Origin of the sequence: Chryseobacterium gilvum (assembly GCF_025628965.1) — a bacterium.
Lineage (GTDB): Bacteria > Bacteroidota > Bacteroidia > Flavobacteriales > Weeksellaceae > Chryseobacterium > Chryseobacterium gilvum.
Genome location: NZ_JAOTEN010000001.1, coordinates 290,588 through 317,061 on the forward strand (window position 1 = coordinate 290,588; position 26,474 = coordinate 317,061).

16 protein-coding genes are annotated in these 26,474 nt (G+C 36.5%); 7 read left to right on the top strand and 9 right to left on the bottom strand.

Features of this window, described 5'->3' with window-relative positions; all coding sequences use genetic code 11:
• Nucleotides 1-104: 104 nt before the first annotated feature.
• The gene (gene kdpA, locus N0B16_RS01370; RefSeq protein ID WP_262988929.1) at nt 105-1,799 is read right to left on the bottom strand and encodes a potassium-transporting ATPase subunit KdpA; all 1,695 of its coding nucleotides are present in this window, start codon (nt 1,797-1,799) and stop codon (nt 105-107) included.
• A gap of 521 nt (nt 1,800-2,320) precedes the next feature.
• Nucleotides 2,321-3,646, bottom strand: a complete 1,326-nt coding sequence (locus N0B16_RS01375; RefSeq protein ID WP_262988930.1) for a sigma-54-dependent transcriptional regulator — start codon at nt 3,644-3,646, stop codon at nt 2,321-2,323.
• Between the two features lie 191 nt (nt 3,647-3,837).
• Between N0B16_RS01375 and N0B16_RS01380 the strand changes: the two genes are divergently transcribed.
• Nucleotides 3,838-6,705 carry a M16 family metallopeptidase gene (locus tag N0B16_RS01380; protein WP_262988931.1) on the top strand — a complete coding sequence of 956 codons (2,868 nt, stop codon included), beginning with the start codon at nt 3,838-3,840 and terminating at the stop codon, nt 6,703-6,705.
• Between the two features lie 56 nt (nt 6,706-6,761).
• Here the strand turns inward: N0B16_RS01380 and N0B16_RS01385 are convergent, their stop codons facing one another.
• The 7 genes from N0B16_RS01385 to ligA form a co-directional block, all read right to left on the bottom strand.
• Entirely contained in the window at nt 6,762-7,841 is a 1,080-nt protein-coding gene (locus N0B16_RS01385; RefSeq protein WP_262988932.1) for a GNAT family N-acetyltransferase, read from the bottom strand.
• A complete protein-coding gene (locus N0B16_RS01390; protein ID WP_262988933.1) occupies nt 7,838-8,827 on the bottom strand; it encodes a polysaccharide deacetylase family protein in 990 nt (329 codons plus the stop codon). The genes N0B16_RS01385 and N0B16_RS01390 overlap by 4 nt, the downstream gene beginning before the upstream one ends.
• An 82-nt stretch (nt 8,828-8,909) precedes the next feature.
• Nucleotides 8,910-11,051: a S46 family peptidase gene (locus N0B16_RS01395; RefSeq protein ID WP_262988934.1), complete on the bottom strand. Its 2,142-nt coding sequence runs from the start codon at nt 11,049-11,051 to the stop codon at nt 8,910-8,912.
• 199 nt (nt 11,052-11,250) lie between these two features.
• Nucleotides 11,251-11,829, bottom strand: a complete 579-nt coding sequence (locus N0B16_RS01400) for a Crp/Fnr family transcriptional regulator (RefSeq protein ID WP_262988935.1) — start codon at nt 11,827-11,829, stop codon at nt 11,251-11,253.
• 96 nt (nt 11,830-11,925) lie between these two features.
• Nucleotides 11,926-12,570 (bottom strand): MgtC/SapB family protein, encoded by a 645-nt coding sequence (locus tag N0B16_RS01405; protein ID WP_262988936.1) that lies wholly within the window; start codon nt 12,568-12,570, stop codon nt 11,926-11,928.
• 111 nt (nt 12,571-12,681) lie between these two features.
• On the bottom strand, nt 12,682-15,144 hold the full coding sequence (locus tag N0B16_RS01410; RefSeq protein WP_262988937.1) for a DUF7619 domain-containing protein: 2,463 nt from the start codon (nt 15,142-15,144) through the stop codon (nt 12,682-12,684).
• 86 nt (nt 15,145-15,230) lie between these two features.
• The gene (gene ligA, locus N0B16_RS01415; protein ID WP_262988938.1) at nt 15,231-17,237 is read right to left on the bottom strand and encodes an NAD-dependent DNA ligase LigA; all 2,007 of its coding nucleotides are present in this window, start codon (nt 17,235-17,237) and stop codon (nt 15,231-15,233) included.
• A 233-nt stretch (nt 17,238-17,470) separates the two neighbouring features.
• Here ligA and N0B16_RS01420 point away from each other — a divergent pair, with 233 nt between their 5' ends.
• From N0B16_RS01420 to prmA, 6 genes are all read left to right on the top strand, one after another.
• A complete protein-coding gene (locus tag N0B16_RS01420) occupies nt 17,471-18,214 on the top strand; it encodes a glycerophosphodiester phosphodiesterase family protein (protein WP_262988939.1) in 744 nt (247 codons plus the stop codon).
• Nucleotides 18,215-18,523: 309 nt separating this feature from the next.
• Nucleotides 18,524-21,496: a SusC/RagA family TonB-linked outer membrane protein gene (locus N0B16_RS01425; protein ID WP_262988940.1), complete on the top strand. Its 2,973-nt coding sequence runs from the start codon at nt 18,524-18,526 to the stop codon at nt 21,494-21,496.
• Nucleotides 21,497-21,507: 11 nt separating this feature from the next.
• Nucleotides 21,508-22,959 carry a SusD/RagB family nutrient-binding outer membrane lipoprotein gene (locus N0B16_RS01430; protein WP_262988941.1) on the top strand — a complete coding sequence of 484 codons (1,452 nt, stop codon included), beginning with the start codon at nt 21,508-21,510 and terminating at the stop codon, nt 22,957-22,959.
• Nucleotides 22,960-22,991: 32 nt separating this feature from the next.
• Nucleotides 22,992-24,569, top strand: a complete 1,578-nt coding sequence (locus N0B16_RS01435) for a calcineurin-like phosphoesterase C-terminal domain-containing protein (protein ID WP_262988942.1) — start codon at nt 22,992-22,994, stop codon at nt 24,567-24,569.
• Nucleotides 24,570-24,721: 152 nt separating this feature from the next.
• Nucleotides 24,722-25,435, top strand: coding sequence for a 3-ketoacyl-ACP reductase (locus tag N0B16_RS01440; protein ID WP_262988943.1), 714 nt, complete (start codon nt 24,722-24,724; stop codon nt 25,433-25,435).
• A gap of 197 nt (nt 25,436-25,632) precedes the next feature.
• Entirely contained in the window at nt 25,633-26,460 is an 828-nt protein-coding gene (prmA, locus tag N0B16_RS01445; protein ID WP_262988944.1) for a 50S ribosomal protein L11 methyltransferase, read from the top strand.
• Nucleotides 26,461-26,474 lie beyond the last annotated feature (14 nt).

Genomic DNA, 26,474 nt, shown 5'->3' on the forward strand with positions numbered 1-26,474 from the left:
ATTTATTTTTAAGAATTGATATTGAATTAAAAAAGAATTCTCTGAATTTTAAACTTAATATTCTTAATTCCTTAAATAAATCTTAATGGTTTGATTATTTAATTTTATTTAGAAAAATATTGAAGTTGTTCCGCAATTGGCCCTAAAGTAAGCGCAGGAAAAAATGACAATGCTGCGATCAGAAGAATAACGGCCAAAGTCATAAATCCGAAAGTTGCGGTATCTGTTTTCAAAGTTCCTGAGCTTTCCGGAATGAATTTTTTCTGAGCTAAACAGCCTGCAATCGCAATCGGACCAATAATTGGGATAAATCTTGAGAATAATAACACAATTCCTGTCGAGATGTTCCACCAAGGCGTATTGTCGCCTAATCCTTCGAATCCTGAACCGTTGTTGGCCGAAGAAGAAGTAAATTCATACAAGGTTTCACTAAAACCATGAAATCCGGGATTATTCAGTGTTTTTGCTCCGAATTCAGGGAAATAAGCTGTTAAAGCGGTTCCTACAAGAATTAAAAACGGGTGGAATAAAGCCACAATCATTGCGATTTTCATTTCTTTGGCTTCAATTTTTTTACCCATGAATTCGGGTGTTCTTCCCACCATTAAACCACTCATAAACACCGCGAGAATGATGAAAATGAAATAGTTTAAAATTCCAACTCCACAACCGCCGTAGAAACAGTTGATCATCATCGCAAGCAGTTGATTCATACCAGAAAGTGGCATCATGCTGTCGTGCATCGCATTCACAGAACCGGTAGAAATGACAGTTGTTGCAATACTCCAATATCCTGAAGCTGCGCTTCCGAAGCGGATTTCTTTGCCTTCCATGGCTCCCAGATGACGGTCGGCTCCCATTTCTGTAATTAATGGATTCCCATTTGTTTCATTTATAATTGTCGGAACAGTTAATGCCAGAAAACCAATCGTCATGACGGTAAAAATGGTCCATGAGAGTTTTCTTTTCTTTAGATAAAATCCTAACGCAAAAACCAAAGCAAAAGGAATGGCCATTTGAGTAACCATTTCGGTTATATTCGTAAGATAGTTCGGATTTTCAAGCGGATGCGCTGAATTGGCTCCAAAAAATCCACCGCCATTTGTTCCTAAATGCTTAATCGCTATGAAAGCTGCAGCAGGACCCCTGGAAACATCAACTTTTTGGCCTTCCAAAGTAATGATGTGATCTTTACCTTCAAACGTCATTGGCGTTCCGTTGGCAGAAAGGATAAAAGCCACAATAATACTGATCGGAATTAAAATTCTGATGACCGATTTCGTAAAAAAATCATAGAAATTTCCTAATTCTGTTGTGGTCTTTTCTTTAAATGCTTTAAAAAGTACTGCCATAGCTGCCATTCCGGTTGCGGCCGTTACAAACTGCAAAAACATGAGATACAGCTGGTTCAAATAGCTCACTCCTGTTTCACCCGAATAGTGCTGCAGATTACAATTCACAAGGAAAGAAATTGCGGTATTAAAGGCAAGATCCGGTGACATATTGGGATTTCCGTCGGGGTTTAAAGGAAGCCAAAATTGAGTTGATAAGATAACAAACCCGATGATGAACCAAACCAAGTTGATGGTTAACATGGCAAACATATTCTGTTTCCAGGTCATTTGACGGTTTGGATTGATGCCTGAAATTTTATAAATAAAATTTTCAACCGGCTGAAAAATGGCATCTAAAAAAGTTTTTTTATACCCGTAAACATCAGCAATATATTTTCCTAAGAAAATACCCATGACGAGCGTGATTGCGAACATGGCAATAATGCCCAAAATTTCTGTATTCATAGTAACTGATTAAAATTTATCAGGTTTTATTAAAACGTAGCAGATGTATACAAAAGCGAGTATCGAAAGCAAAAATAAACTCAACATCATTTTATAGGGTATCAAAAAATTCAACAGATTCATATAAAAGCCAAAACATCGCGGCACAAAGCGGCACTAAAATAATGAACATCATATCGTTGCAATTAATGTTAAAATGGTAAAAATTGTATAGGATACCATCAGCAGACTAAATTTTGAATGCTCTTGTTTTTTGGATTTTTTTCCTGAAATTGTCATTTTAGAATATTTTATTTGAATTCTATATGCCAAAAGAAAGTCCGTTTTGAAATTTTTGCTTTTAAATTGTTGAATAATAGTATTTTACAGAATTTCGGGATCATGTCCTAAAAGAAAAAAGCCTATCAAAATGATAGGCTCGTTATTGAAATGATAAGGCGTTTTATCAGCAATAGGCTGTAAGCAAATTATAGCATAAAAATTTAAAATTCTCAAACACTATAATTCTCAGACCTTAATATTTATCGTAATTCATATTCTTCCAATTTGCGATATAGCGTTGCAATACCGATTTCCAGCAATCGTGCCGCTTCAGCTTTATTGCCTTTTGTGTATTGAATCACTTTTTGAATGTGCTCTTTTTCTAAAGATCGCATACTTAAAGAATCATTTTCTGCAGTATTTTTTTCAGAATAGTGAGGAAGACTTTCTGTATCTAAGATTTGGTCATTCATTAGGATCAGGCTTCTTTCAATTGTATTTCTTAATTCCCGGATATTTCCTTTCCAGTCGTTTTTTTCTAGGGCTTTATAATAATCCGAAGAAACGTGAACCGATAATAGGTTGAGTTTTTGAGAAAATATATCAATGAAGTTTTTAGCCAAAATTTTAAGGTCTTCTTTTCTTTCCCGGAGAGGAGGAAGATGAATGTCGAAAATATTTAACCTGAAATAAAGATCTTCCCGGAAATGACCCTGTTTTATTTCGTCTTCCAGATTTCTGTTGGTGGCAGCAATAAGCCTGAAATCTGACTTTGAAACTTTTGTTTCGCCCATTTTGATAAATTCTTTCGTTTCCAATACGCGGAGCAGCTTTGCCTGAAGTTCGATGGGCATTTCGCCAATTTCGTCTAAAAATAAGGTTCCTCCATTGGCTTCTTCAATGAGTCCTTTTTTATCTTTTATAGCACCCGTAAAAGAACCTTGCTTGTGCCCGAAAAGTTCGCTTTCCAGAATCTCTTTGCTGAAAGCAGAACAGTTGATGGCAACAAAATTATTTTTCTTTCGGTCGCTTCCTTCATGAATAGCACTGGCGAAAACTTCTTTACCGGTTCCGGTTTCACCTGTCAAAAGGACAGTTGCATTGGTTAAAGCCACTCTTTCTGCCAGTTTTTTAGCTTGGAGAATTAAAGGGGAATTTCCGATAATCTGATTGAATCCTTTCTGAATATTGCTTTTCTGAACGATTTTAGAATGGTTGTCTTTTGATTTTTCCAGTGCTTTATACACGAGCGGAATAATTTTCTCATTATCATCACCTTTTACCAGATAATCGTATGCTCCGTTTTTCATGGCCTGAACGGCATCCGTGATATTTCCGAACGCGGTCATCAAAATGATTTCAAGGTGAGGGTATTTGACCTTGATAGATTTTACCATATCGATTCCGAAGGCATCGGGAAGACGAACGTCGCTTAATACCACATCAAAAGCATATTGTTCCAGCATGGTCATTGCAGAACGCGCAGTGGAGGCTTCTTTTACAGTAAAATTTTCCTGGGAAAGAATCATTCCCAAAAGTTTCAGGAGCTTGATCTCGTCATCAATGATCAGAATATTTCCGGACATAGGTTAGTTTTTTGGAAAACGTAATGCAAACTTAAATAAACTTGATCGTAGAATGAGCATAATTTTTATCATTAATTTTAAATAAATAATCATTCTGATAGATTTAATAAGTATAAAATAGTAAAAATGTTCCTTTTTGATTGCTTACATTTGTAATACATTCTGATTCTGAGAATGAAATGAATTTACATATGACAGACAGAAAATATAAGGAAACGATTCATACCGATACCAATAACTATTCATACACCACAGTCACTCATGACGAGCATAAAGTCAGAATTTATACTTTAAAAAACGGGCTCAAAGTTTTTCTTGCCAAAAACACAGACGCTCCTAGAATTCAGACGTATATCCCGGTGAAAACCGGCAGCAATAATGATCCTGCAGACAATACAGGTTTAGCGCATTACCTTGAGCATATGATGTTTAAAGGGACCTCAAAAATGGGGAGCCAGAATTGGGAAAAAGAAAAGATTCTATTAGATCGGATTTCAGATTTATACGAGCAGCATAAAGCTGAACAGGATCCTGAAAAAAAGAAAGAAATTTACAGAAAAATAGACGACGTTTCTCAGGAAGCAAGCCGTTATGCTATTGCTAATGAATATGATAAAGTAATTTCTTCGTTGGGAGCAACCGGGACCAATGCGCATACCTGGTTTGATGAGACAGTATATAAAAACAACATTCCGAATAATGAGCTGGAAAAATGGCTGAAAATAGAAAAAGAACGCTTTTCGGAAATTGCTTTACGGCTTTTTCATACGGAACTGGAGTCTGTTTATGAAGAATTCAACCGTGCGCAGGATAATGATTCCCGATTGGTAAATTATGAATTGATGGATGCGCTTTTTCCTACCCATCCGAATGGTCAGCAAACTACCTTAGGAAAACCCGAACATTTAAAAAACCCTTCTATGAAGGCCATTCATAAATATTTTGATGAATATTATGTTCCTAATAATTATGCAATGGTTTTGGTGGGAGATCTGGATTTTGAAGAAACGATCCAGCTTGTAGATCAGTATTTCGGGGTGATTCCTTACAAAGAATTGCCGGTAAAAACACCTATTACTGAAAAACCTATTACCGAAATCGTTGAAAGAACTGTAAAAAGCCCTACAACACCACGAGTACAAATTGCCTGGAGAACAGAAAGTTATGGAACAAAAGAAGCAATGTTGGCTGATATTTTTGCCAATGTTCTGAGCAACAGGGGAGAAGCCGGGTTACTGGATTTAAATATCAATCAAACGCAAAAACTGCTTTGGGCACAAGCTTTTTCGGTAGGATTAAAAGAGTACGGCTATTTTTCAATCGTGGCCGTTCCCAAAGAAATGCAGACGTTGGAAGAAGCGAAAAAAATGGTTTTAGACCAGATAGAACTCGTAAAAAAAGGAGAGTTTCCGGACTGGATGCTTCCTGCCATCATCAACGATTTTAAACTGCAAAGAATGAAAGCGCTTGACACTGCAGATGGCCTTGCAACCAATCTTTACGACACCTATATCAAAGGCAGATCATGGGCTGAAGAACTGAATGAAATGGATCAGTATGCCGAGTTTACAAAAGAAGAGGTGATACATTTTGCCAACAGCTTTTTCAACGACAATTATGTGGTGATTAATAAAGAAAAAGGGATTAACGATACTTTATTACGAGTAGAAAATCCGGGAATTACGCCCATAAAAATTGACCGTGAAGCCCAGTCAGCATTTCTTCAGCAGATCATCGCAGAAAAAACAGATGATATTAAGCCGGAATTTATTGATTATCATAAAGAAATCATCACGGATATCATTAAAGACAAAAAAATCAGTTTTGTAAAAAACAAATACAGTGAGATTGCACAAGTGCATTTTATCTTTCCTTTCGGAAGCGATCATGACAGAGATTTAGGCATTTCGACACAAGTTCTGCAATATCTGGGAACACAGGATTTATCGCCGGAAGACCTTAAGAAAGAATTTTTTAAAATAGGAATCAGCAATGATTTTAAAACAACAAATGATCAGCTTCAGATTTCCCTGAGCGGACTTGAAGAACACATCGAAAAAGGCATCAAGCTGCTTCAGTACTGGATGTTTAATATACAACCTGATCAGGAAATTTACCGCCAGTTTGTAGATACCCTTCTTGAAAACAGAACCGCCGCAAAAAAAGACAAAAACAGAATCATGACGGCACTTACCAATTATACAAAACTCGGAAAGTATTCCCGCTTTACGGATATTATATCTAAAGAAGAATTGGAAAGCGCTAAAGTTGAGGTATTTACCGACAGAATAAAAAAGATATTCACTTTTCCGTATCAGGTATTTTTTTACGGGAAAAATTTCGAAGAATTTAAAAATTATATTCCAAAATATATAGAAAACCAGACTTCTGAAATTCCTGATCCTAAAAAATATCCGGAACAGGAAACATCTGATCGAGTGTATTTTATCAATTATGATATGGTACAGATGGAAATGAGCAAAATAGGAAAAGGAAATAAAGTTAATATTTCAAATTTCGGAAAAATTAATGTTTTTAATGAGTATTTCGGCCGAGGATTGTCATCAATTGTTTTTCAGGAAATCCGTGAAAGCAAAAGCCTTGCTTATTCTGCCTATGTGTCTTACGCGCCCAATTCAGAGCTTCAGCATCCGGATTATGTGACAACGTATATCGGTACACAACCAGATAAGTTACAGATTGCTGTAGATACCATGGATGAACTGATGGCTGAACTTCCTAATGTTCCGATGCAGTTTGAAAATGCCAGAAATGCCGCTTTAAAACAAATTGCATCCACAAGAATTACCAGAACCAACGTGTTTTTTAATACGTTGAGATTACAAAAATTAGGGCTTGATCATGATTTCAGGAAAGATATCTTTAAACAGATCGAAAGCCTGAAATTTGAGGACGTGAAAAGTTTTTACGGTACAGAAATCAAACCGATCCGCTTCAATACTGCGCTCATCGGTAAGAAAGAAAACCTGAACAGGGAAGCTGTTGATCAGATGGGGTTATTTGAAGAAGTAAGTCTGGAAGATATTTTCGGTTACTGATCATCATTGACTGACATTTGGAGCAAAAGAGATTTTCTTACAGCCTCTTTTTTGTTCTAAGTCATAGCGCAATCGCCGTCGCCGTCCTGATAATCGGGAGTAAAATGCTGTGGAAGATGGTGTATTAATTCTTTATGAAACAAATACCTTCTTTCGAAATTTTTTTGATACATTTTTCTAAAATTTTTCGCTGAATCTATTTTTTGATTCAAATCAGTATGATAGCTGGTTAAGGTTTTAACTTTATTTTTTATGATGAAATCATTAAGAAAACGGACCAATTTATCTGTATCTGCACTCGAAAATAAATACGGGATTTTTAAATGGCCGTTACGTAAAAGCAGAAGTGCACAGGTGATCAGAGTATCGTTTTCATTATAAATTTTAATCCAAAAATATTCAAATTGTTTTGCAAAACCTGAAAAAAGATAATTTTCAACCTCGGTTTTACCTTCCAAAACCCATGGGTTTTCTATCAGCCAGTTAATTTCTTCAGCGTTTCTGTTGCTTTGAAATTTTGCGATAAATGGGACACTTTCAGAATCTATTTTTTTTAAAATTTCAAATCTGAAATCCGGTTTTTTTGTAAAACTGTTTTTAACCGAAATAAAGGAATTAACCACCAAATCTAAAACACTAAAAATAGGTTTAAAACTTTTTGCTGAAGGTTTTTTTAAAGGAATTAAAGTTGCAAGATCAGAACGGAAATAATATCTCTTCCCGATTTTAGGTAGAATATACTCAAACATCTCTGTTTTTTGGTACAAGCTTTCAGCTTCTTTGGTAAATTCTGTTATGGCGATATTTCCTTTGTAATCTTCGAATGCTTTATTTAAAAGCGTCTGAGCAATTCTTTTTCCACGAAATTCATCACTCACGTACAACGTACTTAGCCACGCGTACCTGAATATTTTTCCTTCGATCTTAAAATGATCCGGAAAACATCCTAAATATCCCGCTAGTTTTTCGTCATCAAAAGCAAGAAAAAGCAAGGTTTGATCATCATCTGCTTTTGGATTTTTGATCTGCGAAAGGGCTCTGTGTTTCGTAATAGGCAAAAAACCGTATTTTTCAAAATCGCCGGATGATACAAATTCTTCAAGACCTTTTCTATCTAATGTTCTAAGATGTATCATTTTCTTACAATAGTATTTCTGTTAAAAAACTTCTTTAAACTGTAATAGGCAATTTCCTTTTTTAAGATTGTTTCTGCATTTTCTCTGGTTTCCATTGGGATTCTCTGGAAATTTTTTTTAACAGTGTCTGATTTTATACCTGCGCTGCCAAAGCTGCAAAACAGATCTTCGTTCTTAAATAACTCGTCAAAGAAATTTTTTTCGACCCCAAAATCCGTAAACGGAAATGCAAAACTATCATATAAAAAATTATTTTCTTTCAAATAATCAAATGTTTTTTGTGTGGTTTCCAGCTTTTGGCTTAAAGTCAGCTCATTGTATAAGGGATGATCCCAACTGTGAGATGAAATTCCGAATCCTTTCTGAGTTAGAATATTTAAGTGGTCAAAGCTTAAATACGGTTTTTGTTCATTTAAAAATAAATTAAAATTAATTTCAAGAATTTCGGCGAGCTGATCAAGAAGTTGTTTTTTTGAATAGCTGATTTTTAAAATCTGCTGTTTAAGATTTTCTTTTGATGATAAAATGTTGTAAATCTTGGGATTAATGGTTTTACTTTTCTCAATTTCATTAATGATCAAACTCGCTTTACAGCGGAACATTAAATCTTGGTTATCAACAAAAGCGGGATTGATAAAATTGATTGCATATATTCCTTTTCTTTCCAAAATAGGAACCACGAGATCATAAAATTCCCTGAAACCATCATCAAAAGTAAGTAAAGCGATCTTTTTTTTAGGTTTGAAATGCCCTTTTATAAAATCTTTAAATTCATTCCAGCTTACAAATTGAAAATGCTTTGAAAAACAATCTAAATCTTCTTCAAACTGTTTTGTATTTTTATATTGTATGATTTGATTGAGATGCGGCAGATATTCATCAGAAACGCAATGATAAACAGGAAGACAATAATCCAGTGGAAACGTTTCTTTGAAATGTTCCTTTTCAAAATTTGCTAAAAAATGGATAATTCTGTTTTTGATCATTGGTTATTACTATGAAAAAATCTATTTAAATTAAACCGGAAAGGCAATTTAAATAGATTTTTTAAGATTTATTGTTTAAAAATTATTTTACCACTTTCATTTCGTCGATCAGCCATTTAGAATCGGCAAATTTATCAATGATAAAAAGAATATATTTGGTATCTACCATGATATTTCTGCTGAAACGGGGGTCATAATTAATATCACTCATCGTTCCTTCCCATTGTCTGTCAAAGTTTAACCCTACTAAATTTCCGTTGGCATCCAAAGCCGGGCTTCCGGAATTTCCGCCGGTGGTGTGATTGGTTGCCGTAAATCCTACAGGAACATCTCCGGTTTTATCTTTATAATTTCCGAAATCTTTTTTGCTGTACAGATCAATCAGCTTTTTCGGAACATCAAATTCATAATCTCCGGGAACATATTTTTCCATAACGCCGGCTAAATGCGTTTGGTAATCATAAGAAACGGCATCTTTCGGGGTAGAGCCTTTTATTTTTCCGTAGGTTACACGAAGCGTAGAATTGGCATCCGGAAAGAATTTTCTATTCTTATCGGCAGTCATTTGCTGAGCCATATATTTTTTCTGCAGGCCGTCAATTTTTGTCTGTAATGAAGTAAATTGAGGATCTGTATTTTTGGTATATGTATCTTTCATGCTCATAAATAGCTGATAAACAGGATCTTTTTTCAATGTTTTGATCAGTTTGTCCGGATTTGAAAAAGCTTTTTCTATGTCCTGACTAAGAGAAGCACCATTGACTTCTGCTCTGCCTGTAATGATCGAACTTTTTGAAATCTCTTCCATCTCAGTCATATTCTGAGACTCATTTTTATACTTTTCAAAGCCTGCAGGTAAAAATTGCGGAGCAGTTTTATTAGCATAAAGAGCTACCAGTTTTGCAGTTACTTTAGCATCCAGCTCGGCGCTGTAATCTTTGTAAAAGGCAGTTAATCTTTCTTTTAAGGCAGACAAAGCTTTGGTGTCCATTCTGCCGGCTTCTACAGATGCAATATAGTTGGAATAAATATTGGCAAGCATTAAGGTTTCCGCGTTTCTCAATACTTCAGAATAATAAGCATTGTTTAAAGCATACGGAGCCTGATCTTTATATAATTTGTTTAATTCGTCCAGAGTCGTTTTTAATTCAGGATTTTTAGCCATTAAAGATTGCTCGTACGTGATTTTCTTCTGTACTGCGTTTGATTTTTTAAGACCTTCTGCCTCACCGATCCATTTTTTCCAGTAATTGGCTACTGATGCATATTTTGATGCATATTTAATACGTGTTGCATCATCTGTCCGCATTTTTTCATCTAATGTTTTCAAAGCGACATCGCGCACGGCAATTCTTGCAGGATCAATCTCGGTCATGATTTTTTCTACTGCAATAGCCGGAAGGTATTCTGTCGTTCTTCCCGGAAAGCCGAATACGAACGTAAAATCATTCTCGTTTTTATCTTTGATGGAAACCGGAAGATAATGCTTCGGAACGTAAGGAATATTATCTTTAGAATATTCTGCAGGCTTATTGTTTTTATCGGCATAAATCCTGAACATCGAAAAATCTCCGGTATGTCTTGGCCAGACCCAGTTGTCGGTATCACTTCCGAATTTCCCGATACTTTGTGGCGGTGCACCTACGAGACGAACGTCTTTATAGGTTTCGATCACATATGCATAATATTTATTTCCGTAATACATTGATTTTACAGAAACCGATTGATACGGCTGTATTTTCTGAGAATTTTTATAGATCTCGATGTTTGCGGCAATCTTTTTCGATAAATCCGGTTCCGTAAGACTTTCTGTACCTTCCAGAATCTGACCGGTTACTTCTTTAATGTCAATAATAAAATCTACCGTCAATCCCGGGTTTGGAAGCTCGGTGCCCATATTTTTTGCCCAGAAACCATTGGATAACAAGTCATTCTGTACGGTAGAATGTGCCTGAATCTGTCCGTAACCGCAGTGATGGTTGGTTAAAAGCAGTCCTTTAGGAGAGATGATTTCAGCGGTACATCCTCCGTTGAACTGTACCACGGCATCTTTAATGCTTGGTTTTTGTGTATTGAAGATATCTTTGGCAGAAATTTTCATTCCCATATCTTTCATTTCCTTTTCATTAAGCTCAGTTGGGATCCACATTCCGCCGTATTGCTGCGCAATTCCCCATGAGAAACAGAAGAATGCTGAAGCAATTACCATATTACGTTTTATCATTACAAAAAATTTTGCCTAAAATACGCAATTAATTTTTTCTTTAAATAAAAATCCCTTCCAAAATTTGCATTCTGAAAGGGTGTGGGAATTACGATTCAAATATGAAATTAATTTGACCTTTCAAATTATTTCCATCATTCGGATCTTTTTTGACGCTGCGAAGTAATGAATTTTCTAAATGTAAAAAAATGAATCTATGTTAAGCGTTTTTCCTGATTCTGCTCAATGCCTGTGGCGTAATTCCTAAGTATGAAGCTATATATTTCAATGGAATTTCATGGATATATTCCGGATGCTCTTTAAGAAGATTTTGGTATTTTTCTTCAGCCGAATACATCAATAAAGACATTTCACGCTGTGTTTTTTTTACATACAGCTGCTCTGCCGAAATTCTTCCCAGATAATTTCCGATTGCAGTATTTTCATACAAATATTGCAGGTCATCAAAATGTATTCTGTACAGAACAGTATGCTTTATGGTTTCTATACTGTACTGACAGGGATCTCTTGTGATGAAAGAGTCGTATGCGCTGCAGAATGTATTTTTTACTGCAAATGAAAAGGTAATTTCTTTATCGGGTTCTGTAGGGTGCGGCTTCTGCACAAAAAACCGGATAATTCCTTCAGCAATAAAATACAGATAATCTTCTGTTGTGCCTTTACGCAGGATGATTGTTTTTTTGGGAACTGTGATTTTTTCAAATCTGCTGGTATGTATTAAAGCTTCTTCTTCAGAAAGCCCGATAATAGATGTGTAAAAGTATGATAATTGTTCCATAAAGTGAGAATTATCAAATTTACTTATTTACGACATACCACAAAATATTTTATAAAAAATTTAATATTGATAAAAAATTACCTGCGGGCTGAAGGTCTAAAATTCATAGCTTTTTATTTTGTCATCAATCTGAATGTGCCTGATAAAAGCCTGATGATTTTTGTTTTTACCGGTTAATATCCACAAGGTAATGCTGCTTTGACCGCTCAGTTTTTGCTTGATTACAGAGTATTTCAAATGATTGTTTTTAAATAAGTTTTCGCAGTATTCAAGATCCTTAATATCGGTTACTTCAATTTTATATTCCCTGATTTTGTGGTTGTTATCGATGATATTCTGTAGATAGGTGAGCGAATTTAGGATCAGTAGAACCAAAACAGTCCCCAAAACAGAAAGATAAACATATCCCGAACCGACCGCCATTCCTATAGAAGCTGTTGCCCATATCGTAGTCGCGGTAGTGATTCCGTCAATTTTATTATCTCCTTTAAAAATAACACCTGCACCGAGAAAACCGATTCCGGTAATGATATTGGCGGCAATACGGTCCGGATCATCAACTCCTATTTTTATGGAAAGTATCGTAAACAGGCATGCTCCGAAACAGACGAGAATAAAAGTTCGTAATCCCGCAGATTTGTTCCGGTATTCTCTTTCGGCGCCAATAAAAAGGCCGAGAATTACTGAAAAAAATATAAGCAGCAATTCATTCTGAATCGAATGATCTTTTAAAAAGTCCATTTTTTATAATTTATATTTAAAATTACAATAAAATTTTTCAGCGTCTTATGATTACAGCAATAAAAAAGACCGCCTTTTGTGACAGTCTTTAATTTTTATCATGTATTCAGATTAATTTTTGATAAACTTCTGTGTGAATATATTATCATTTGTAGATAACTTAATAAGGTAATTTCCTTTTGGAAGTTCAGCAACGTTAATCGTATTTCCTTTAACTGATGTAGACATTACAATTCTTCCTGCAACATCATAAATTTCTGCTTTTACGATTTCATTTTGAGACTGAATATGCAAAATATCTTTTACAGGATTCGGATAGAGAGAAACGTCATTGCTTCCTTTGCGGATCTCAGAAGTTCCCAATATATTCTGAACAGTTGTGGTATATGTATTCGTAATAATTGGAGCATTATAATCGAAATATATTTTTGCAGTATTGCTGAAGCTGTCACCAAGATTTAACGTAGATTTTGTTTTGATTTTAAATGAAATATATCCGTCGTTATTTGCATTATCAAAAGGTAGCTGGATATTTTCAAAGATAAATTCTACAGAATTTCCGGTGATTTTTGTTACAAAATTGTGACTTCCGTGTAGTGCAACTAAGCTTGATATATCATATTTGGAAGCATCAATATCATCTTTTACGACTATATTCTGCGCATTTGCTGTTCCTGTATTTTCGAATCGGATTAAATAATGTACATAATCTCCCACTTTCGCCTGCGTAATTGAAGTTCCTTCAAGACAGGTTTTGTCATTCGGATCAAAAGAATTTACAACGGTTTGGTTTAATACAAGTGTATTGTCCAAAGGGGTATCATCTGTTGCCCCGTTAATTTGTGCGGTATAGTGAAGTACATCACCACCGTTCAATGGCGTAGTTTGTGTTGGTGTGTTTAATGTAAAGGTTACTGTAATTTCTTTTGTTTCAAATGGAAGTAGGTTCGTAAAGTTCCAGTTTAGTAATCCAGTGGACTGAGATGCCGGAGTAATTGTGGAATTTACATAATTCATCAAGTCATCATTAAAGTTAAATGACAATGTTCCGGATTGAGTTGTGTTTCCCTTATTTTTGTAAACGATTTTATATTTTGCATCAAAACCAGGTCTTGCATTTGTCAGTGGAATAATGATAACTTCCAGATCATTGTGGATGCCGTTTGCTGTGAGACAGAAGTTTTGCGTTAAAGGGCTTGCTTGTGAAGGGAAATTAACAGCTAAACTTGCCGGTGTAGCATTAAAGTATCCCGGGTTTTCAAAAAATGGAGTAATAGTATGATTTCCAGCTTGCAGCGGAATGGAGTAATTTCCTGAGTTATTGGCTATCACACTCCCGGAAGTCGTTCCACTGGTAATATTAAATTTTTGGAATGCTTTACCGAGATCATTAACATCACAGCCGTTATTATTGCTATCATATTTTGTATTTCCCAGAACAGTATAGAAAATTCCACCCGGGGTAAATGAACAGTAAGTAGTGGCCTGATAAGTAGAGAAAAAGACAGGAGCACTGTTGATCATATTCTGAATCATGGCCAATTCACTTTCATCACAGCAGATTACAAGGTTGGAGTTATAAGTAATGCCTGTTGAATTGTTGAGTTGGTTTTTACCGTTTTTCAGGTTTAGGAAACTCATCCCGTTAGTGGTACAATTTATTGTATTAAATTCAGGATTTTGGGAAAGATCCAGAGACTGAATAGAATTATTATTACAATATAATGAGTTCAAAAGAGGATATATCGAAGTATTCAGGCTTGTAAGTAAATTATAATCACAATAAATGATTCTCATGTCCGGACATCCCGGAGCATACAGATTTGTCAGATGATTTTCCCCGCAATCTATCATACGAAGTTTGCTCTGGTTCTGAATATTGACAGTTGACAAATTATTCTTGTTGATATCTATTAATTCCATATTGGCATTGGTGAAATTAATACTGGATAACAGAGGGTTTTTTCTAAGGTAGAAAGCAAAAACATTCTGCAGATTAGATGCATCAAATGATGTAAGCTGAGTATTTTCCACATCCAGTTCAATAATCTGGGTAGATCCGGAAACATTTAAGCTTGTAAGAGGAGTATCAAATATATATATGTATTTTAAATTAGGTCTGTTCTGCAAGTCCAGTGAAGTAATGGATGTGTTGCTAAGGTAAACCCTGTTTAAATTATTGCAATTGGTAATATTAAGAGAGCTTATGGAAAGTGCGGCATCGAAACTGATTTGCCCCAAATTTGTGTTGGAACTTAAGTTTACAGAAGTTACACTGTTTCCTGATATTTCCAGTGTTCCTAAATTTGCAAAAGCAGCAATTCCTGTGATGTCGGATATTCCTCCTCCATACAATCTTAGATTTCCAACTTGTAACGCTTCCGATACTTCAATTTCGCCATTGTTATTGGTGTCAATTTTCATATTGAAATTACCAGAACTTGTAGAGGCAATGCTGTTTGTAACGTCTGCAGCAAGCAATTTTGCCTTAAAATTCGCATCCGGAATATTCACAATCTGCGCCTGAAATACGGCAAACATCAGTAAAAAAGGTATAAAATAAATTTTTTTCATGGTTATTATTTATCTTTATTTAAAGGGCAAAAATAAACCATTGAGAGTAGAATCTAATGGTTTATGATATGAATTTTCTTTTATATTTATTGTTTTTCAATCAAATCCAAAAACTGTTGCTCATCCAAAATTTCGATTGTACCGATGTCCTGCGCTTTTTTTAGTTTGCTACCGGCTTTTTCGCCCACTACCAGAAAGTTCAGATTTTTAGAAACGGCCGAAATGTTTTTACCACCGTGTTTTTCTACCATTTCTTCCGCTGCTTCTCTGGTAAATAAAGATAATTTCCCGGTGAAGAGGAATGTTTTTCCTTCTAAGACATTTGAGACAACTTCGTTGGTATTTTCTCCTTTTTCCAGCTGTACCCCAAAAGACCGAAGACGTTCGATCATGAGAATATTCTCCGGGTTATTAAAAAAATCGACAATGCTTACCGCAATTTTCATCCCGATATCTTCTACTTGACAAAGTTCTTCTAACGTAGCATTTTTCAGATCGTCAATCGTATTGAAATTTTTAACTAATTTCTTGGCAACGGTTTCTCCAACATGCTTGATTCCAATACCGTACAAAACTTTTTCAAATGAAATTTCTTTTGATTTTTCAATCCCTGAAATAATATTTTGTGCAGATTTTTCGGCCATTCTTTCTAAAGGAAGAAGCTGATCTTTCGTCAAAGCATAAAAATCTGCCGGGTTTTCAACCAGCTTTTCTCTATACAGCTGTTCTATGGTTTCACTGCCGAGATTGTCAATATTTAAAGCTTTTCTGGAAACATAATGAATCATTCTTCCTACAACCTGCGGCGGACAGTGGAGATAATTCGGGCAGAAATGAATAGCCTGATCTTCCACTTTTACCAGTTCTGTACCGCATTCCGGACAGTTTTTGATGTATTGTACTTCTTTACTTCCTGCGTCTCTTTTTTCCGGGTTTACGGCAATAATTTTAGGAATAATTTCACCTCCTTTTTCCACAAAAACAAAATCATGCTCATGAAGATCCAGTTTTTTAATGATATCTTCATTGTGAAGGGAAGCCCGTTTTACAACCGTTCCGGCCAGTAAAACAGGTTTTAAATTCGCGACCGGTGTAATCGCTCCGGTTCTCCCAACTTGATAGGAAACACTTTGCAGCTCAGTCTCTACTTTTTCAGCTTTAAATTTATACGCCATTGCCCAGCGTGGGGATTTTGCCGTATAACCAAGCTGTCTTTGCTGTTGTAATGAATTGACTTTAAGTACAATCCCGTCAATTTCAAAGGGTAAATGATGACGCTCGACGTCCCAGAAATTAATAAATTCTTTTATCTCATCCAGATTTTTGCAGAGTTTGATATGGTCTGAAGTTCGGAAACCCCATTCTTTAGATTTTTCAAGCAGTTCCCAATGGGTTTCTGCTGGAACTTCCTGCGAGATAAATTGATAGAGAACCGATGAAAGCCTGCGTTTTCTTACCTCGCCACTGTCCTGCATTTTGAGGCTTCCGCTGGCGGTATTTCGAGGATTCATAAATGGATCCAAACCTTCTTCTTCGCGAAGCTTATTAATCTTATCAAAGTTTTTTCTGGTCAGATAGATTTCACCACGCATAAAAAAACGTTCAGGAAAATCGCCTTTCAATGTGATAGGGATATCTGAAATCGTACGCACGTTGGAAGTAATTTCATCCCCCTGAAAGCCGTCTCCTCGTGTTACAGCCTGGGTCAGCTTTCCGTTTTCATATAAAATAGAAATAGAAGCACCGTCATATTTTAATTCGGCAACAAATTCTACCGGTTCACTGATGGTTTTAATAATACGTTTTTCCCAGTCTTCAAGGTCATTATAATCATAAGAATTATCAAGGGAATACATTCTGAACTGGTGCTGAACCGTCGGAAAAATTTTAGTAATACCGCCGCCTACACGAATGGTCGGAGAATTGTCATCATAAAATTCCGGGTACTGAGCTTCCAGATCCTGAAGCTCTTTTAACAGTGAATCAAATTCAAAATCGGTAATGCTCGGCTCGTCCAGCAGGTAATAATTCTCATTGTGCTGTTGAAGTTCTTTACGAAGCTGCTCGATTTTCTGCTGAACGGTTTGAGACATACGGTATTTTCTTTTGACAAAAATAACCAAACTAATTACATTAAAAAATAAGTGATTTAAAAAATTAAGGACCGATTGCATTGAAATCTTTCCAAAATAATGGATGGCTCGTCATTTTTTTTTAAAATTAAAATTGCATTAAACTACAGGTAGAAAAAGATAAATATATTTGCATGGATTATCGTTTAATATTAAAGGTTCAACATTGATAGCGATGTACCGCCCATTACAGCATGAAAAATTTTATCGTAGGATTAACCGTTTTAAGCACCATTATGATGAAGGCACAAACCCAGGTCATCGCTCACCGAGGATATTGGCAAACGCAGCCGCCCACCACTGAAAACTCTATAAAATCATTGGAAAACGCCCAGAATTTGAAGATTTACGGAGCTGAATTTGACGTGAGAATGACGAAAGACGGCGTTTTGGTCATCAACCATGATGAGCATCATGCAAAAATGGAAATTTCTGAAACTGATTTCAAAGAATTAGAAAAAGTAAAATTATCAAACGGCGAAAATTTTCCCACTCTAAAAGAGTATTTAAAACAAGGTAAAAAAGATAAATCTTTAAAACTGATTGTAGAAATTAAGCCCAATAAAACGAAGGAAAAAGAGGATGAACTGACTGCCAAAACCATTAAAATGATAAAAGATATGAAGCTGCAGTCTCAATGCGAATTCATTTCTTTCAGTTTGAACATCTGCAAAGAAATTAAAAGGCTTGAACCCGGCTTTAAAGTTCAGTATCTGAAGGGAGAGCTGTCTCCACAGCAGATTAAAGATGAAGGTTTAGATGGCATCGATTATCATTTCAGCATTTTTCAGAAAAACCCGACATGGATTGCGGAGGCAAAAGCTTTAGGATTAATCACCAATGCATGGACAGTGAATGATATTACAGTTTTCAACGAATTAAAGGCGCAGGGAATCGGCTTCATTACCACCAATATTCCGGATCAGTTAAAAAACTAGATTTAAATACAATCGAGATTATAAAACCTGTCTTTTTAAAGGCAGGTTTTTTATTTTGAATAAGAATATTATTGTCTTAATTTGATATTTTTAGTATTCATCAATGATCAAGCATGTAAAGTTATGCAAATCATAGTACATTTTTATATTAATATTATGTAATGGTTTTAAGCTGCTGATAACCATCTTGATATTGGTTATTGTTAAATATAAATTCATATTGCGTTTAATAATCCTTTAATAAAAGTTAAAATCATGTTAAAACCTTAATCATAATGTCGTTCTAATTTTGCGCAAACAAAAAAGGACATGCGTAAAGAAAAACAAAAGCTGTTGGTTTTGGCACTTCTGGGATTAGTCACTGTGAATGTAGCTGCTCAGGAAAAAGCCAAAAAAGATACGATTAAAAATATCGATGAAGTGGTAGTAACCGCTTTAGGGATTAAAAGACAAGACCGGTCTTTAGGATACGTAGCTGAAACCATCAAATCGGAAGAATTGCTGAGAACGCAGAATAACAACTGGTCTCAGGCTTTGGAAGGCAAAGTGGCCGGGCTTAAAATTCAGACAGCAGGAGCAGGACCTCTGGGAAGCTCTATTATCAAATTGCGTGGAGACATCTCCATGAATGCCGATCAGAATAATGCGCTTATCGTTGTAGATGGGGTTCCTCTGAATAATAATACGACCGGAACAGGTTTTTCCGCGTACGGGGCAGGAGCCAAAGCAGATTTGCCAATCGATTACGGAAACGGGATCAACACGATTAATCCGGATGATATTGAGTCGATTACGGTATTAAAAGGTTCCACCGCATCCGCTTTATACGGATCCAGAGGTGCGGGTGGCGCAATTATGATTACCACAAAATCAGGAAAAAGCAAAAAAGGGAAGGTTCAGATATCTTTAAATTCTTATTCAAGTTATGATTCGGTACTGAAATGGCCGGACTATCAGTATGAATATGGGCAGGGAACGATGCAGAAAGATACCAACGGAAACTATTTTTATTCTTATCAGGCTTCACCAGACGGTGTCAATACAGGCGGAACGAGCAGTGCTTTCGGGCCAAGATTCGCAGGGCAGTATTATTTCCAGTATGATCCTGCAACGGAAGGGCAGAGTGCAACAAGACAGCTTTGGCGACCTTACAAAGACAATATCAAAGGATTTTGGCAGACCGGAGCTACTTTTTCAAACAATATCTCATTAGAAGCTTCAAACGAAAATACGTCATTCAGATCATCTTTAACCTATCTAAAGAATGAATGGATGATGCCAAATACAGGATTTAACAGATTCAATGCTGCATTTTCAGTAGATCATAAGCTGAATGAAAAATTGAAAATAGGGATTAAATTCAATTACAATAAGACAAAAAGTGATAATTTACCGGCCACCGGTTACAGCAACCAGTCGATCTCCTATTTCATGATCTTCCAGAATCCGAACGTGGATCTTTCGTGGTACGCACCTATCTGGAAAGCGGGAAAAGAACAGGTTGATCAGATTCATCCGTTCAGCTCATTTATTGATAATCCTTACTTGATTGCATACGAAATGCTAAACGGGGTGGATAAAAACTTCATTACCGGAAATGTGAACCTCAACTATAAAATTACCAAAAACTTTGAGGTAATGCTGAGATCCGGAATGGAGTTAACCAACGAAGAGCGTACCCAGAAAAGACCGTGGAGTTCTGCCAATTATCTTCAGGGGATGTACAGGGAGCAATATATCAGATTGATGGATTTAAATAATGATGTATTATTTACCTATAAAAATCAATTCGGTGATTTTGATTTCAGTGCATCCGTAGGAGGAAATATCCGATACACAGAATATACCATGAATGATTATTTGGCAGAAGGACTTCTGAAACCAGGACTTTACACAATGCCAAACGGAATTTCAACCATTATAAAATTTGCCAAACCAAGCGATAAACAGGTAAACAGTACCTATGCATTGGCGACTCTGGGGTACAAAAATGTAGCCTTTCTGGATGTTACCGCAAGAAATGACTGGAGCAGTACGCTTCCTCAGGAAAACCGCTCGTACTTTTACCCATCGGTGGCAACGTCATTCATTCTTTCTGATATTTTTAAATTAACTTCAAATCAATTTAATTACTGGAAACTAAGAGCTTCCTGGTCTATGGTAGGAAATGATACAGATCCTTATCTATTAGAAAAATACTATAACAACAGTGATTTTTCAGGCTCTATAGAATCACCGTCATTATATCCGAACCCGAATCTGAAACCAAACATGATTACCAATATCGAAGCCGGGATGGATTTCAGTATTCTTAAAAACAGGATCAATTACAGCATCACAGCATATCAGAATAATTCTAAAGACCAGATCGTAAAAATTCCGACACTTTGGGAAACAGGATACAGCAACAGAATGATCAATGCAGGAGAAGTACGGAACAGAGGGGTGGAAATGACTTTAAATACCTATCCTGTGAAAAACAAAAACTTCTCATGGAGTGTTAATGCAAACTGGTCTTTAAACAGAAACAAAATTTTATCACTCCCTGAAGAGTTTCATGGTGAGCCATATACCATGGCAAGTGTAGGAGGTGTAGTGTATTACAATGCATTTGTTGGCGGTTCATTAGGTGATATGTACGGATACGGGTTGATGTATTCTCCGGACGGTCAGGTGATTTTCGGCAGCGATGGTTTAACGGCTAAACCTACCCAAATGAAAAAAATAGGAAATGCATATCCGGAATGGAGAGCTGGTCTTCAGAATGAATTCAGATATAAAAATATTACAGTAAGTATTTCATTTGACGGACAATACAAAGGAATGGCATATTCACAATCTCATCATAAAATGACAGAACAGGGAAAACTGGAGCATACTTTGGCAGGAAGAGAAAACGCCGGTGGGATTATCATAGGAGAAGGAGTGGTGCAAAATCCGGACGGTTCGTTTTCAACCAATACAAAAGGAGTTTTGGTCTCTGCTTACTATGCAGATTATTACCGAAGAGCCAATGTGGAAACCAACACGTTTGATACCTCTTTCATCAAACTAAGAGATGCCAGAATTTCATATTCTTTCCCGAAAACAATTACTGATGAGCTGAAGATCACCGATCTTACATTAGCCTTATTCGGAAGAAATCTCTGGATGTGGACCAAGTTTCCGCTGTTTGATCCAGAAGCCGCAACCCTGAATGACAATCAGATTACTCCCGGCGTAGAAATGGGGCAGCTGCCGACTGCGAGAACGGTGGGAATTCAACTTAATGTTAAATTTTAAAATTCTAAATCATGAAAAAATTACTTTTAAATATAGCACTTATTACAGGATTGAGCCTTGTATCAGTCTCTTGTGACCGAAATCTGGATGAAGTGAATGTCGATGAAAGCAGAGTTAATGAAGCCGTTGCTTCCAAATTACTGGTTCCCATTCAATACAATATGTCTGCGGTTAATTACATGAGAGCCAATGATTTTACCTTTGATATCATGCAGGTTTCTCTTGATTTTCCGAATGAAGGAAATTCTCTGAGCCGTTATTACGTCACCGAAAATACCGGCGCAGGGTATTGGAACAATAGCTATAAATGGCTGATGCAGATCAACGATATGAAAAAAGCAGCTCTGAGAGATAATGATGTAAATTATCAGGCGATTGCTATGGTTTTAAACGCCTGGGTGTATTCCAACCTTACCGATACGTACGGTGATGTTCCGTTTTCAGAAGCTTCAAATTTAGATGGAGGCATTACACAGCCAAAATTTGATAAGCAGAAAGATATTTATATTAAATTATTAAATGATTTAAAAACAGCCAATTCACTTTTTGTAACCACGAAACCGCTTACCGGAGCAGATATTTTCTACAAAGCGGAAACGGATGCCAATGGAATTATCAATTGGAAAAAATTCTGTAATTCACTTTCTTTGAGATTATTAACCAGGATTTTAAAGAAAAACGGAGAAGTGAATGTGTATGAAAGAATTCAGGAGATCATTAGTAATCCTACGACATTCCCGATCTTCCAGAGCAATGCAGATACGGCAAAATTAAACGTTACAGGAGTCGCACCGGTTTTGCCTCCTATTGCAAGGCCGCAGGATTTTACAACCGGAAGAGCGGCGTCAGCATTTTTTGTGGAAACTTTAAAAGCAAATAACGACCCGAGAATGGCATTGTTTTTCGGTCAGGCAAAAGATCTGGCTACTAACGCAAATATCGGCTATAAAGGCGCCCCAACAGGATATGCTTACGGTACGACATTCAATTACCAACCTTCGAATATGAACCAGAACCTGGCAAAAGCTCCGCTGAATATTTTAATTTATCCTTACGCCGAACTGCAGTTTACCTTATCCGAACTGGCGTTTAAAGGAATCATCCCGGGAAGCGCGCAAACATATTACGAAAACGGAGTAAAAGCAACAATTGAGCAGTGGGGCGCGGTTATGCCAACAAATTATTTTACCAATCCCAATGTTGCCTATAACGGGACTTTAGAAAGAATCATGCTTCAGAAATATGTTTCATTATTCTTCGTAGATCAGCAGCAATGGTTTGAAAAAAGGAGGACAGGTTTCCCTGTGTTACCAAACAACGGAGGATTGCTTAATAACGGAAATCTTCCTCAGAGACTCATGTATCCTCCCAATCCGAAAGTACTGAACACTACCAATTATCAGGCAGCAGTTCAGCAGATGGGCGGTGATGATATCAATCTTAAAACCTGGTGGAATCAGTAATTATCAATTATCATTAAAAATCAAAAAGTAAAATGAATATAAAATTTTTTATGCCCTGTCTGTTCATTTCAGCAATGGCATTCTCACAGACTTCCGTTTCAGGATATGTTTTTGAAGACGGCAACAAAAATCTTAAAAAAGAAAACCGCGAAAAAGGAATCGAAGGAGTAGCGGTTTCAAATGGAACGCAGGTGGTTTTAACAGACAAAAGCGGCAGATACAGCCTTCCTATTCAGGAAAATCAGACCGTTTTTGTGATCAAACCTTCCGGATATATGACTCCGTTAAATGCAAACAATCTTCCTCAGTACTATTATCAGTATAAACCAAAAGGTTCTCCTGCAGATTTTAAATATAAAGGAACTGCGCCGACAGGAGAGCTTCCTAAAGAATTGAATTTTGCATTACATAAACAAAACGAAAGCAAAAATTTTGACATTTTAGTGTTCGGAGATCCGCAACCGTACACGGAAAAAGAATTGGATTACTTCAAAAGAGCCATCGTCAATGAGGTGAAAAATACCAAGAAAAATGCAGTATTGGGAATCAGTCTGGGAGATTTGGTAGGGGATAATTTAAGTTTACAAAAGCCTTATGCAGATGTAATGAAAGATGTGGGCTTGCCATGGTACAACGTTATGGGAAACCACGATATGAATTATGACGCGAAAGAAGATCTGCTGTCAGACGAAACTTTTGAATCGAATTTCGGGCCTGCAAATTACTCTTTCAACTACGGAAATGTTCATTTCATTATTCTGGATGATATTTTGTATCCCGATCCCAGAGACGGAAAAGGATATTGGGGAGGCTTCCGGGAAGATCAATTGAAATTCGTGGAAAATGACTTGAAATTGGTAGATAAAAGCAAATTGGTGGTTGTTTCTTTTCACATTCCTTTGGAGCATAAAAACGAAGACAATTTCAGAAATGCAGACCGTCAGAAATTATTTGATTACTTGACCCCATTTCAAAACGCGCTCATTTTATCGGCCCATACGCACATTCAGCAACAGATCTTCTACGGTAAACAAGCGGGTTGGAACGGTTCAAAAGACCTTCACGAATATAATGCAGGAACTACATGCGGCGATTGGTGGTCCGGAACGGCCGATGATGCAGGATTGCCTACTTCAACGATGAGAGACGGTACGGCAAAAGGATATTCTTTCATCAGTTTCAATGATAATCAGTATAAAGTGAAATACAAAACTGCCGGAAAACCGGAAGATTATCAGATCAAATTATATGTTCCAAAAGCAATTCCCGGGAAAACCTCAGCAAAAATCCTGGCCAATTTCTTTATGGGAACCAAAACCGATAAAGTAGAATACAAAATTGACGGCGATCAGTGGGAAACAATGGAGTATGACGAAACCATAGATCCGAATTTTGCGATGTCAGTTTTTAAATGGGATGTAACGCCATCATTACTACCGGGAAGAAGGCCTTCAAACCCGGAAATGTCAAAACATATCTGGACAGGCGCTTTCCCGAAAAAACTTCCTCTGGGAAAACATAAAGTTGAGGTAAAAGCAACGGATATGTACGGAAATCAATTCTCGGCATCCGAAGAATTTGAAGTTCAGAATCCGGTTCTTATTCCTTAATTTAATTTTTTATATTACTTTCAGAAACCGGCTTATTGTAAGCCGGTTTTATTTTTATAGAAATTACAAATGATCCAGTTTTGATTAATCTACTTGCAAAAAAATGGTTTCAGATCCTTAGTTTGTACCTTTGCATACAAATATGTAATACTATGAATATAAACGGAAAAACCGCCTTTATTACAGGTGGAGGAAGAGGTCTCGGAAAAGCAGTTGCATTGGCATTGGCCAATGAAGGTGTCCATATCGGAATTACCGGAAGGAATGAAGAAAACCTCAAAATGACAGTGGAAGAAATCAGGAGTTTTGGCGTGAATGCAACCTATGCAGTCTTCTCAATGGATAATGAAATTCAGGTAAAAGCAGGGATTGAATTGTTGGCCGAACAGTTGGGAGGCGTTGATATTTTAATTAACAATGCCGGAATCGGTGACTTCGGAACGATCGAAGAAATGCCTTCAGAAACCTGGGAACAGGTAATCAAAACCAATCTTTTCGGTGTATATTACGCAGCAAAAGCAGTTTATCCGTTTATGAAAGCAAAAGGAGAAGGTGATATTGTAAATGTTGCTTCCACCGCAGGCTTGAAAGGCGGGCCAAATATGTCGGCATACGCGGCTTCAAAAGCAGCGGTTGTTTCTCTGTCCCAATCTATGATGGCAGAATGGAGAAAGCAAAACATCCGTGTGGTTACCTTAACGCCGAGTACCATTGCTTCTGACATGTCTATTCAGGGTGGTTTGACAGACGGAAATCCGGAAACCGTTCTTCAGCCGGAAGATTTTGCGGAATGGGTAAAAGATATTTTGAAAATGAACAGAAGGGCTTTAATTGCCAACGGTTCTATTTTTTCTACAAATCCGTAATTAAAATAATTTTCACCTCAATAGGAGCGGGCTTTAGCCCGCTTTTTTTATTATGTCATTGCGAGGAGCGAAGCGACGAAGCAATCCTATAAAACATAAAGCATTCAAAAAAAACTTGTGTTCTTCACTTTAAAAACAACACCGCGATATTCTAATAAATCAAAAAAGTAGTTTTATTTTTGTAGCAAATTATTCTCATGCAAAATTATTTAGAATTCGATTTCAAAATTTCCCCTCTTCAGCCCTGGAACGAAATATTAATGGCAGAATTGATAGAAATAGGTTTCGACAGCTTTACAGAAGAGCTTGAAGGGATTTTAGGCTATATTCAGAAAGATTTGTTCAATGAAGAAGATTTGAAAAATTTGCCGCTGTTCCAGAACAAGGATGTCCGTATTGAATATACTTTTAAAGAAATGCCCAATATCAACTGGAATGAAGAATGGGAAAAGAATTTTGAACCCATCAATATCGATGATAAAGTGTTGATCAGGGCTGAGTTTCACGAATCAATTCCGGGGATGCATGAGATCATCATTCAGCCGAAAATGTCTTTCGGAACAGGGCATCATCCCACAACGCATCTGATGATTCAGCAGATGATGAATATAGATCTTAAAGATAAAAAAGTTCTGGATATGGGTTGCGGGACTTCAGTACTGGCCATTTATGCAAAACAGAAAGGAGCGGGCGAAACAAAAGCCATTGATATCGACGAATGGTCCGTGGAAAATTCAAAAGAAAATGCGATTAGAAACAATGTGGAGTTGGATATTGAACTTGGAACTGCTGAAAATTTAGGCAATGAAAATTATGACATTATTTTAGCAAATATCAACCGTAATATCCTGATTTCAGATATTCCGACGTATGTTTCTGTGCTGAATGAAGGCGGAAAATTACTGCTTTCCGGATTGTGTTTCTTCGATGTAGATGATATTCTTGAAGTTTGTCACGAAAATAATTTAAAGCTGAAAAATAAACTGCAACGTGAAGAATGGGTAAGCTTATTGCTTGAGAAATAATCATAAAATGTACT

Coding starts and splice junctions, on each gene's coding strand:
- N0B16_RS01380 (WP_262988931.1), top strand. CDS start 3,838: ATGACAGACAGAAAATATAAGGAAACGATTCATACCGATACCAATAAC.
- N0B16_RS01375 (WP_262988930.1), bottom strand. CDS start 3,646: ATGTCCGGAAATATTCTGATCATTGATGACGAGATCAAGCTCCTGAAA.
- N0B16_RS01390 (WP_262988933.1), bottom strand. CDS start 8,827: ATGATCAAAAACAGAATTATCCATTTTTTAGCAAATTTTGAAAAGGAA.
- N0B16_RS01410 (WP_262988937.1), bottom strand. CDS start 15,144: ATGAAAAAAATTTATTTTATACCTTTTTTACTGATGTTTGCCGTATTT.
- N0B16_RS01400 (WP_262988935.1), bottom strand. CDS start 11,829: ATGGAACAATTATCATACTTTTACACATCTATTATCGGGCTTTCTGAA.
- N0B16_RS01425 (WP_262988940.1), top strand. CDS start 18,524: ATGCGTAAAGAAAAACAAAAGCTGTTGGTTTTGGCACTTCTGGGATTA.
- N0B16_RS01405 (WP_262988936.1), bottom strand. CDS start 12,570: ATGGACTTTTTAAAAGATCATTCGATTCAGAATGAATTGCTGCTTATA.
- N0B16_RS01430 (WP_262988941.1), top strand. CDS start 21,508: ATGAAAAAATTACTTTTAAATATAGCACTTATTACAGGATTGAGCCTT.
- prmA (WP_262988944.1), top strand. CDS start 25,633: ATGCAAAATTATTTAGAATTCGATTTCAAAATTTCCCCTCTTCAGCCC.
- N0B16_RS01420 (WP_262988939.1), top strand. CDS start 17,471: ATGAAAAATTTTATCGTAGGATTAACCGTTTTAAGCACCATTATGATG.
- N0B16_RS01440 (WP_262988943.1), top strand. CDS start 24,722: ATGAATATAAACGGAAAAACCGCCTTTATTACAGGTGGAGGAAGAGGT.
- ligA (WP_262988938.1), bottom strand. CDS start 17,237: ATGTCTCAAACCGTTCAGCAGAAAATCGAGCAGCTTCGTAAAGAACTT.
- N0B16_RS01395 (WP_262988934.1), bottom strand. CDS start 11,051: ATGATAAAACGTAATATGGTAATTGCTTCAGCATTCTTCTGTTTCTCA.
- N0B16_RS01385 (WP_262988932.1), bottom strand. CDS start 7,841: ATGATACATCTTAGAACATTAGATAGAAAAGGTCTTGAAGAATTTGTA.
- N0B16_RS01435 (WP_262988942.1), top strand. CDS start 22,992: ATGAATATAAAATTTTTTATGCCCTGTCTGTTCATTTCAGCAATGGCA.
- kdpA (WP_262988929.1), bottom strand. CDS start 1,799: ATGAATACAGAAATTTTGGGCATTATTGCCATGTTCGCAATCACGCTC.